The sequence below is a fragment of the Actinomadura sp. HBU206391 genome, from assembly GCF_014323665.1.
Classification (GTDB): Bacteria; Actinomycetota; Actinomycetes; order Streptosporangiales; family Streptosporangiaceae; genus Actinomadura_C.
This window is the reverse complement of record NZ_JABVEB010000195.1, coordinates 1-10,242: the sequence shown is the minus strand read 5'-3', so window position 1 is coordinate 10,242 and position 10,242 is coordinate 1. Positions and strand designations below refer to the sequence as shown.

Below are 10,242 nucleotides of genomic sequence, written 5' to 3'. Positions count from 1 at the left end.
GATCATCCTGGACGGCGGAGCGTACGCGTCGTCGACCCCGGCGGTGGTCGGCAACGCGGCCTCGCTGGGCGCGGGCCCCTACAACGTGCCGAACGTCGCGATCGACGCCTACGGGGTCTACACCAACAACCCGCCGTGCGGAGCGATGCGCGGCTTCGGCGCGGTGCAGGCGTGCTTCGCGTACGAGTCCCAGATGGACCGGCTCGCGGAGGCGTGCGGTCTCGATCCGGTCGAGGTGCGCATCCGCAACGCGCTCAGCGAAGGGTCCACGATCGCCACCGGCCAGGTCGTCGACATGCCGGCGCCCCTGATCGACCTGCTGGAGCGGGTCCGCGCGTTCCCGCCGCCCCCCGCCGCGGACGTCGCCGACGAGGACGGCCGACCGGCCCTGCTCGGCCTTCCCGGCGGGGTCGCGAACACCACCCATGGCGAAGGCGTCGTGCGCGGGGTCGGCTACGGCATCGGCATCAAGAACATCTGCTATTCCGAGGGCTTCGACGATCACTCCACCGCCCGGGTACGGCTCGAGGTGGTGGGCGGCGAGCCGTCCGTGCTCGTGCACACCGCGGCCGTCGAGGTGGGGCAGGGCCTGGTCACGCTCCAGGCGCAGATCGCCCGTACCGAGCTCGGCGTCGACCGGGTCACGGTCGCCCCGGCCGACACCGGCGTGGGCTCCGCCGGCTCCTCCAGCGCCTCGCGCCAGTCGTACATGACCGGCGGCGCGGTGCGGACCGCCTGTGCGGCGGTGCGGGCACGGGTCTTCGAGCTCGCCGAGCGGTACCTGACAGCGGACGGGCGGCCCGGCGGAGCGCCGGCGGACCTCGCGCTCGTCGACGGCAAGGTCGTGTCCGAGTCGGAGGGCGTGATCGCCACCCTGGCCGAGGTCCTGCGCGGCGAGCCGGTCGAGGAGACCCGGGAGTTCCGCCACCGGCCCACCCGGCCGATGGACCCGCTGACCGGTCAGGGCGACTCCCACACCCAGTTCGCGTTCTGCGTGCACCGGGCGGTCGTCGACGTGGACGTCGAACTCGGGCTCGTCAAGGTGGTCGAACTGGCCGCGGTGCAGGACGTCGGCAAGATCCTCAATCCGGTCGCGCTGAGGGGCCAGATCCTCGGCGGCAGCGCACAGGGCCTGGGCCTCGCCCTCATGGAGGAGATCCAGGTGGAGAACGGCGTCATCCGCAACCCGTCCTTCACCGACTACCTCATCCCCACCATCCTCGACATGCCGCCGATGCGGATGCAGATCCTGGAGCACGCCGACCCGCACGCTCCCTATGGCCTTCGGGGCGCCGGTGAGCCGCCCACCCTGTCCTCGACTCCGGCGGTGGTCGCCGCGGTCCGCGCCGCCACCGGCCTGCCGCTGACGCGGGTACCGGTCCGCCCCGAGCACATCACCGGACACGTCACAGGGGAACCTGCCCGACATCACCTGCCCTGACATCACCTGGCCCGACTCGACCTGGCCCGACTTGCCGGACCCGGCCTGACCCGGCACTGACTGACCCGGCCTGACCTGGGCCGATCGGGCCGCCGTAGGCCGATGTCGGCGCTCGGCGCGGCCGTACCGCCCCGAGCGCTGGAACAATGTCGATCCGGTCTCCCCACCATCCGGGCGGTACGTGGTGTCAAATAGTTCCGTTGTGGCGTAAGCAGAAGACGAACACTTCCCCCGGTGAAAGGCGTCGACAGTGGTCTCCGCAGACTCTCCCTCTGGGGTCCCGTCCGATGGGCACGTCCTGGTGTCCCCTGACAAGTTCAAGGGGTCGCTGAGCGCGCCGGAAGTGGCCCGGCACGTCGCTGCCGGCCTGCGCCGTGCCCGCCCGTCGGTGCCCGTGACCGTACTGCCGGTCGCCGACGGAGGCGACGGCACGGTCGAGGCGGCGCTGGCGGCCGGCTACCGCAGGGTCGAGCTGGAGGTGTGCGGGCCGACAGGACGGCCGGTCCGCGCGTCCTTCGCCGTCGACGGCGAGACCGCCGTCGTCGAGCTCGCCGAGGCCTCCGGGCTGCGTCATCTGCCGAACGGGCGGCCGCACCCGCTCACCGCGACCAGCATCGGCACGGGACAGCTGCTCGCCGAGGCCGTCCGGCTGGGCGCGCGCCGCCTCGTGCTCGGTCTCGGTGGCAGCGCCTGCACCGACGGAGGCGCGGGCATGATCCAGGGACTCGGCGGCCGGCTGCTCGACGCCCACGGCAGCGACCTGCCGCCAGGGGGCGCCGCCCTACGGTCTCTGCACGCCCTCGACCTACGCGGGCTGGCGAACCTGTCCGGGATCGAGATGATCATCGCCAGCGACGTCGACAACCCGCTGCTGGGCCGCGAGGGCGCCGCCGCCGTCTACGGCCCGCAGAAGGGGGCGACCCGCGAGGACGTACGCGTGCTCGAGGCGGGCCTGCGCCGGTGGGCCGACCTCGCCGAGGCCGCGTCGCGCCGGGCCGCGCGCGACAAGCCGGGCGCCGGGGCGGCGGGCGGTGTGGGCTTCGCGGCGCTGGCTCTCCTCGGCGCCTCGGTCGAGCCGGGGATCACGTACCTGCTGGACCTGCTGGGCTTCGCCGATCGCGCCAAGGGCGCCCGCCTGATCGTCACCGGGGAGGGATCGCTCGACACACAGAGCCTGCGCGGCAAGGCCCCCGTCGGCGTGGCCCGGGCGGCCGCCCGCGTCGGCATCCCCGTCGTCGCGGTGGCCGGCCGCCGCAGCCTGACCGGCGAGCAGCTGCGCCGCGCCCGCATCCAGGCCGCCTACGCGCTCACCGACATCGAGCCCGACATCGAGCGTTGCATCAGCCAGGCCGGACTGCTGCTGGAACAGCTGACGGTCGCCATCGCCGACGAGTGGCTCCCCAACTGACCACTCCCCTTCCACCGCCGCAAACACCACACCACCACCACAGCGACCGCGCCCACCCCGTGCTCACGCAGTCGTCCCCGCGAGCACCCGTGATCACGCAGCCGTTCGACCACCACCGACACCCGTGATCATGCAGTTGTTCCCACCCAACCCTCGTGATCATGCAGTTGTCCCCACGCCCACCACCCTCGTGATCATGCAGTTGTCCCCACGCCCACCACCCTCGTGATCATGAAATTGCTCGCGCGCAAGCACCCGTGATCATGCAGCCGTTCCCGCGCCCACCGCCCCCGTGATCATGCAGTTGTTCCCGCGTGTGCGGATCCCGCCCGGCCACGAGGCGTCGGCCGCCGACCGATTACAACCGCCAACCCGGGTCCACCGCGCACAATTGCATGATCACGGACGGTGTACTCGGCAGGCGGGAGTCCCACACCGGCGGAATCCCCGCAGCAGTAGACCCATCACCGCAGGCACCGGACCCGACGTCGCCTCGTGATCACGCAGCCGTTCGCCCACCGTCCCCGTGATCATGCAGTTGTTCCCACGCCCACCGTCCCGTGACGATGCAGTTGTTCCTACGCCCACCATCCCCGTGACGATGCAGTTGTTCCCGCGCGGGCTCCCGTCTCACACCGCCCGCCGACCCAAAGGGGGGTTCGGCAGGCGGCCGAGAACGACCCCAGAACCTGGGTCGTACGCGAATAACTGCATGATCACGGACGGTGTGCTCCGCAGCCGGGAGTCCGACACTGCGGGATCCACAACGGGCCGGATTTCCGGCTCAGGTGCCGCACCGCCCGCAGACGCTCGACCCGACTTCGCTCACCCCGTGACCACCCAACCGCTCGCCGCCCCACCCCCGTGATCATGAAATTGTTCGCGCGCTCACCACCCCCGTGATCATGCAGTTGTTCACCCTGCCGCCACCCCTGTGATCACTCACTTGTTGGTCCGGCCACCGCTGGCGTGATCATGCAGTTGTTCGTCCTGGCCGCCGCTGGCGTGATCATGCGGTTGTTCGCCCCGCGCCGCTGCCGGGAGCTTGCATCAGCCAGGCCGGACTGCTGCCGGAACAGCTGATGGTCGCCGTCGCCGACGAGTGGCTGCCGGGCTGGTCTCTGGCCGACCGGTCCGGATGAACGGGCCGCCGCGGTGGGCGGGCCTCGCCGTGGCGCCCGGTGTCTCGGCGCCGTCCGGCGGGTAAAGCCGGTGCCAGATAGATCTTGGCCGAAGAACCACGAGGTCACGCCACACATCGCCGATCGTCTTACACCCTGTCATCAAGTCGCCTGATGGCCGTACATGCTGCAGGTGGCATGCCCTTGCCCGAGCCAGCACCCTGGAGGGGATGACCTGCAGGCATTCGGGAGGATCAAGGTGAAGGTCGGCGTTCCGCGCGAGATCAAGAATCACGAATATCGGGTGGCGATCACGCCCGCCGGCGTGCACGAACTGACGCGTCACCAGCACGATGTCTTCGTGGAGCGCGGTGCCGGCCTCGGCTCGTCCATTCCCGACGAGGAGTACATCGCCGCCGGCGCCAAGATCCTCGAGTCGGCCGACGCCGTGTGGGGCGAGGGCGAGCTCATTCTCAAGGTCAAAGAGCCGATCGCCGACGAGTACCACCGGATGCGGCGGGGCCAGACCCTCTTCACCTACCTGCACCTCGCCGCGTCGCGTGCGTGCACGGACGCGCTGCTCGGATCCGGCGTGACCTCGATCGCCTACGAGACCGTGCAGCTGCCGAACCGCTCACTGCCGCTGCTCGCCCCGATGTCCGAGGTCGCGGGCCGGCTCGCGCCGCAGGTTGGCGCCTACAGCCTGATGCGCTCCAACGGCGGCCGCGGCGTGCTTCCCGGCGGCGTGCCGGGTGTGGCCCCGGCCAAGGTGGTCGTGATCGGCGGAGGCGTGTCCGGCCTCAACGCCGCCCAGATCGCCGTCGGCATGGGCGCCGACGTCACGATCCTGGACGTCAACGTCGACCGGCTGCGCCACATCGACGCCATCTACCAGGGCCGGCTGAAGACCCTCGTCTCGAACGGCTACGCCATCGAGCAGGCGGTGCTCGACGCCGACCTGGTGATCGGCGCGGTGCTGATCCCCGGCGCTAAGGCCCCGACCCTGATCTCCAACGACCTCGTGTCGCGGATGAAGCCGGGCTCGGTGCTCGTCGACATCGCGATCGACCAGGGCGGCTGCTTCGAGGACTCCCGGCCCACCACGCACGCCGACCCCACCTACGAGGTTCACGGCTCGGTGTTCTACTGCGTCGCCAACATGCCGGGATCGGTGCCGAACACCTCGACCTACGCGCTGACCAACGTCACGCTGCCCTACGCCGTGGCCATCGCCGACAAGGGCTGGCAGGCCGCCTGCCTCGCCGACCACGCCCTGGCGCTCGGCCTGCACACCCACGACGGCGCGCTCACCCACGACCAGGTCGCCCAAGCGCACGGCATGACGTACACCCCCGCGGACTCCCTGCTCTAGGCGCTCGCTCCGCCCGTGCGGCACGGACGACTTCGACACGGCGGCCCCGCCCCGCGGGGCCGTATGGTGAGTTCATGGGCGAACTGATCATCGTGCGGCACGGGGAGACGGAGTGGAGCCGCGCAGGGCGGCATACCGGGCGCACCGACCCTCCGCTCACCGAGCGCGGCGAGGAGGAGGTCCGTGCCCTCGCCCCGCTACTGGCCAGCCGGAAGATCATCAGAGTCGTCCACAGCCCGGCCCTGCGCGCCCGGCGCACCGTCGAGCTCGCCGGGCCGGCCGGGCTCGCGAACGTCGAGGCCGACGAGGATCTGTGGGAGTGGGACTACGGCGGCTACGAGGGCCGCACCAGCCCGGAGATCCGTGAAGAGCGGCCGGGCTGGTATCTGTGGAACGACGGAGTCGTGCCCGGTGACGCCGAGCATCCGGGTGAGACGGTGCAGCGGGTCGGCGAGCGCGCCGACGCCGTGCTGGCCAAGGTCCGGCCGTCGCTGACCGAAGGCGACGTCATGCTCGTCGCCCACGGTCATGTGCTGCGGGTGCTGACCGCCAGATGGCTCGCTCTGGAGCCCGCGGCCGGCCGACTGTTCGTACTCCGCACCGGGACGCTGTCGACGCTCGGCACCGAGCACGACCGGCCCGTCGTCACCTCCTGGAACGTCCCGCCCGACCCACTGCGAACCTGGCGATAGTCAGTGCGGAAGCGGGTCCGGGCAGGGCTCTTCGTTCTCGCCCGCCTGTGTCCATCGGCTGCCTGCGCCAATACCCCCCTGGGGTTAGGTAGGCTCGATCCCACATAATGGTTGGGTTCCAGCTGACGAGCGCGAGGCAGAGATGGCAACGGCCGACCGACCCACCCGCGGCTACACCGCGACAAAGGATCAACTGACGACACGGCTGCGGCGCATCGAGGGGCAGGTTCGCGGCATCGAGCGCATGGTCGAGGACGACCGTTACTGCATCGACGTGCTCACCCAGATCAGCGCGATTCAGGCGGCGCTCGACAAGGTGGCGCTCGGGCTGCTCGACGGGCACGTACGCCACTGCGTCCAGGAGGGCTCGGAGGCGGGCAAGTCAGAGGAGATGACCACCGAGCTCATGGCCTCGGTCGGCCGACTCCTCCGCCGCGGCTGACCACCCCGCCCGAGCGCATCGAAGGGGCTGGAGCGGTCTGCGCTCGATCCGTACGCGGACTATGAGCACGCGGACCATTTGGCGCGGCCATCAGGTGCGTGGTCTATGACGCGAGGGCCAGCGATTCCGCGGCGGCTCGCTCGAGGGCGCGGGCCCGCTTGGCGTCCGGCGAGTAGCGCAGGGATTCGGGGATGAGGCGCGTGCCGCGGTATAGCGCTTTGAGCGTCATCGTCGCGGTGAGATCTGAGGTCGGCAGGCCGGGCAGGCCGTACATCCGGCGGGCCCAGCGAGGCAGCGTGGCGACCGTCAGCGCGGCGATGCCGGGGGCGGCCAGCTTCAGCGGCAGCATCGTACGCGGCACCGCAGGGTTGAACAGCCGTCTGAGGCCCTCCCGCGCCTCCTTGCAGGCCCAGATCCTGGTGCGCATCTCGTCGTAGTAGGCCTTCATCTCGGCGACCGAGGCGGGCACCTCGGCGGGGTCGAGACCGACGACCTCGGCCGACCGGCGCTGCTCGTCGACGAAGCGATCGGCGTCCTCGCGGTTCAGCGGCACCCCGGCGCGGCGGGCGACGTCGAGGTAGGAGTCCACCTCGCCCATGTGCACCCACAACAGGTTCTCGGGGGCGTCGATCGGGAAGGTCTCGCCGGTGCGCAGATCGAGGCCGGTCAGCTTGGAGTGCAGCTTGCGCACCCGGCGGCCGGCCCGCTCGACCTCGGCCGTGGTCCCGTACGTGCGCACCCGTACGAACTCGATCGTGCGCCCCATCCTGGCCCAGGCGGCGCCCGAGTCCATGAGCTCGGAATTCTGCGCGGTGCCCCACATCGACTGGGGGTGCAGTGCCTGGATCAGCAGCGCGCGTAGCCCGCCCACGATGAGCACGGGCTCGCCCATGACGCGCCAGGTCACCGAGCCCGGCCCGAACAGTCCGTAATCTTCGCTCACCGCGTCCGCCCCTCCGTCCGAACGGCCCCCACTGCTGCCTCAAGCCGTGCATACAGTATTAATTAACGACATATTACCCAGGTATGACCTCAGTCACACGGCCGAAACATCACCGATAACGGGCCACTCCGCAGCGATCATGCGTCAAGAGCTGACGGCGACGATCGAAACGGAAGCATCGGCTGGGCGGTGAGGTCTGCGGTGAGGCCGACGGCATCGGGCGGCGCTCGCCGTCAGGCCGGTGCCGGCCGGTGTCAGTCGGTGTCGTCCTCGGCCATCGTCTGCTCGCTCACCCAGCCGAGATAGTCGGCGCTGCCGGCAACCACCGGGGTGGCGATGATCTCCGGGGTGTCGTAGGAGTGATTCTCCGTGATCAAGCCGGCGAGCTCCTCGAACTGATTCGCCGTGGTCTTGAACACCACCATCCACTCCTCGGCGGACTCGATCTCGCCCTCCCACCAGTACGTGCTGGCGATCGGGCCGACGAGCTGAGCGCACGCGGCCAGCCGTTCCCGAACGGCCGACTTCGCCAGCGCGGCCGCCTCCTGGCGGGAGTCCGTCGTCGTCGTCACCTGAACGTAGGCCTCGGTCATGCGACACCCCCCTTCTCCGCATGATCGTAGCCCGCAGGTTCCCCCCTGAACCGTTTTCGCTCCAGAACTCTGTGGTAGGCCATGGCACACCACACGGGTCGCCCGGACTTGTCCGCCGACCCGGATCTTCTGTAGACAAAATTTGTTGCCTCACGGCCGGCGGCGGGGCTCGACCGTCGCCCGGTCACCAGGATGGACGAACCAGCGAGGTGTGGATGACCCCCGAGCAAGCAGGGGACGCGGCGCTTTCCGGCATCAGAGTCATCGAGGTGGGCGCCTTCATGGCCGCCCCATTCGCCGGCATGCAGCTCGCCGATCTCGGCGCCGAGGTGGTGAAGGTGGAGAATCCCGGCGGTGGTGATCCCGTCCGAGCGACCGGCCCCTTCGTCTCCGGGGAGAGCTCTCCCTTCGCCCGGCTCAACCGCAACAAGAAGTCGGTCGCCCTCGATCTGAAGTCCGCGCCGGGCAAGGAGGCCATGCTCCGCCTGGCCGAGAGCGCCGACGTCCTCGTCGAGAACCTCCGGCCCGGAGCCCTGCGCCGGCTCGGTCTCGGTTACGAGGATCTGCGAGCGGTCAATCCGGCGCTGGTCTATGTCTCGATCTCGGGATGGGGACAGGACGGCCCGCTCGCCGAGTTGGCCGGGCTCGACATCATGGCGCAGGCCCGCGGCGGCCTGATGAGCATCACCGGCACGCCGGACGGCCGGCCGGTCAAGGTCGGTGTGCCCGTCTGTGACCTGGTTTGCGGGCTCTACGCCGCCCTGGCCGCGGTCTCGGCACTGCGGGCCCGCGACCACACCGGCGAGGGACAGTTCGTGGACCTGTCCCTGTACGAGGCCGGGGTCTCCTTGGCGATCTGGGAGGCCGGTAAGTACTTCGCCACCGGCGAGGTCGGCCGCCCCCTCGGCTCCGCGCACCAGAGCACGGCGCCGTATCAGGCCATCCGCACGTCGGACGGCTGGTGCACGGTGGGGGCGATCTCGCCCAAGACCTGGACCGGCATGTGCGACGCGCTCGGTCTCGACCGACTGCGCGACGACGACCGGTACGGCGACGCGCATGACCGGCACGCCCTGCGGCACGAGCTGATCCCGGCGATCGAGGCGGTGACCATGACCCGGACCACGGCCGAGGTGGTGGCGGCGCTCGAGGCGGCGGGGGTGCCGTGCGCGCCGATCGCCGACTACGGCCAGGTGTTCACCGACGAGCACCTGACGCGGCGCGGCTTCTTCTGGGACGCCGAGCATCCCGTCATGGGCGACGTACGGCAGCTCGGCTCGCCGATGCGACTCTCTGCGACCCCACCCCGGCGCGGCCCGGCCGGGCCGCGGCTCGGTGCGGACACGGCGGCGGTCCTCCGCGATCTCGGCTACGGCGACGACGAGATCGCCGGTCTGCGGCCCGGTCCATGACCGAGCCGGTACGGAACAGCAGGAGCGCCGTCATTCCAGTGCGAGGAGATCCCATGTCCACGGATGAGCTGCTCGTCGAGCGGGACGGTCCGATCCAGCGCGTCGTCTTCAACCGGCCCGATCGTCACAACGCCATGACCTGGGCGATGTACGAGGGGCTGTACGAGGCCTGCGAGCAGGCCGACGCCGATGCGGACATCAAGGCGCTGGTCCTGCGCGGCGCCGGAGAGAAGGCCTTCGTCGCGGGTACGGACATCGGGCAGTTCGCCGAGTTCCGCTCGGGGGCCGACGGCGTCGCCTACGAGGAGCGGATCGAGCGGATCGTCGACCGGCTCGAACGGGTCCGAGTGCCCACGGTGGCGGTCGTACGGGGCCACTGTGTGGGCGGCGGGCTGGCCATCGCCGCGGCGTGTGACCTGCGGATCGCGACGCACGGGTCGAAGTTCGGGGTACCCATCGCGCGGACGCTCGGGAACTGCCTGTCGATGAACACCTATTCCTTGCTGGTCCACCACCTCGGCCCCGCACGTGTTCTCGACCTGCTGCTCCGCGCCCGGATGTACTCGGGGGACGAGGCTCACGCGACCGGGTTCGTCGCCGAGGTGTGCGACGACGACCGGCTGGACGAGATCTCCGACGAGGTCGTGAGCCGGTTGCTGAGCCACGCGCCACTGTCGATGTGGGCGGCGAAGGAGGCGGTGCGCCGGCTGCGCCGGGCCGCGCTGCCGGACGGCGACGACATCGTCGCCACCGTCTTCGGCAGCGCCGACTTCCACGGCGCCGTCCGGTCCTTCCTCGGCAAGGACCGCCCCACCTGG

At 70.5% G+C, this 10,242-nt stretch carries 9 protein-coding genes; 7 read left to right on the top strand and 2 right to left on the bottom strand.

The window, feature by feature from the left end; genetic code table 11:
- From HKK72_RS30630 to HKK72_RS30610, 5 genes are all read left to right on the top strand, one after another.
- A partial coding sequence (locus HKK72_RS30630) for a molybdopterin cofactor-binding domain-containing protein (RefSeq protein WP_187237919.1) occupies positions 1 to 1,441 on the top strand: 1,441 nt, incomplete at its 5' end.
- Between the two features lie 301 nt (positions 1,442 to 1,742).
- Entirely contained in the window at positions 1,743 to 2,849 is a 1,107-nt protein-coding gene (locus tag HKK72_RS30625) for a glycerate kinase (protein ID WP_187237918.1), read from the top strand.
- 1,380 nt (positions 2,850 to 4,229) lie between these two features.
- The gene (gene ald, locus HKK72_RS30620) at positions 4,230 to 5,342 is read left to right on the top strand and encodes an alanine dehydrogenase (RefSeq protein ID WP_187237917.1); all 1,113 of its coding nucleotides are present in this window, start codon (positions 4,230 to 4,232) and stop codon (positions 5,340 to 5,342) included.
- 74 nt (positions 5,343 to 5,416) lie between these two features.
- On the top strand, positions 5,417 to 6,034 hold the full coding sequence (locus tag HKK72_RS30615) for a histidine phosphatase family protein (protein WP_187237916.1): 618 nt from the start codon (positions 5,417 to 5,419) through the stop codon (positions 6,032 to 6,034).
- A 142-nt stretch (positions 6,035 to 6,176) separates the two neighbouring features.
- A complete protein-coding gene (locus tag HKK72_RS30610; protein WP_187237915.1) occupies positions 6,177 to 6,476 on the top strand; it encodes a metal-sensitive transcriptional regulator in 300 nt (99 codons plus the stop codon).
- Positions 6,477 to 6,579: 103 nt separating this feature from the next.
- Here the strand turns inward: HKK72_RS30610 and HKK72_RS30605 are convergent, their stop codons facing one another.
- Together HKK72_RS30605 and cutA are read right to left on the bottom strand one after the other, a co-directional pair.
- Positions 6,580 to 7,419 carry an oxygenase MpaB family protein gene (locus HKK72_RS30605; RefSeq protein ID WP_315987532.1) on the bottom strand — a complete coding sequence of 280 codons (840 nt, stop codon included), beginning with the start codon at positions 7,417 to 7,419 and terminating at the stop codon, positions 6,580 to 6,582.
- Positions 7,420 to 7,673: 254 nt separating this feature from the next.
- Positions 7,674 to 8,012 carry a divalent-cation tolerance protein CutA gene (cutA, locus tag HKK72_RS30600; RefSeq protein ID WP_187237914.1) on the bottom strand — a complete coding sequence of 113 codons (339 nt, stop codon included), beginning with the start codon at positions 8,010 to 8,012 and terminating at the stop codon, positions 7,674 to 7,676.
- A 215-nt stretch (positions 8,013 to 8,227) separates the two neighbouring features.
- Between cutA and HKK72_RS30595 the strand changes: the two genes are divergently transcribed.
- Together HKK72_RS30595 and HKK72_RS30590 are read left to right on the top strand one after the other, a co-directional pair.
- Positions 8,228 to 9,424, top strand: a complete 1,197-nt coding sequence (locus HKK72_RS30595; RefSeq protein WP_187237913.1) for a CaiB/BaiF CoA transferase family protein — start codon at positions 8,228 to 8,230, stop codon at positions 9,422 to 9,424.
- A gap of 53 nt (positions 9,425 to 9,477) precedes the next feature.
- On the top strand, positions 9,478 to 10,242 hold a 765-nt coding region (locus tag HKK72_RS30590; protein WP_187237912.1), incomplete at its 3' end, for an enoyl-CoA hydratase/isomerase family protein.

Excerpts from the sequence above, each read along its gene's own strand:
- cutA (WP_187237914.1), bottom strand. The coding sequence starts at position 8,012 with ATGACCGAGGCCTACGTTCAGGTGACGACGACGACGGACTCCCGCCAG.
- HKK72_RS30610 (WP_187237915.1), top strand. The coding sequence starts at position 6,177 with ATGGCAACGGCCGACCGACCCACCCGCGGCTACACCGCGACAAAGGAT.
- HKK72_RS30615 (WP_187237916.1), top strand. The coding sequence starts at position 5,417 with ATGGGCGAACTGATCATCGTGCGGCACGGGGAGACGGAGTGGAGCCGC.
- HKK72_RS30595 (WP_187237913.1), top strand. The coding sequence starts at position 8,228 with ATGACCCCCGAGCAAGCAGGGGACGCGGCGCTTTCCGGCATCAGAGTC.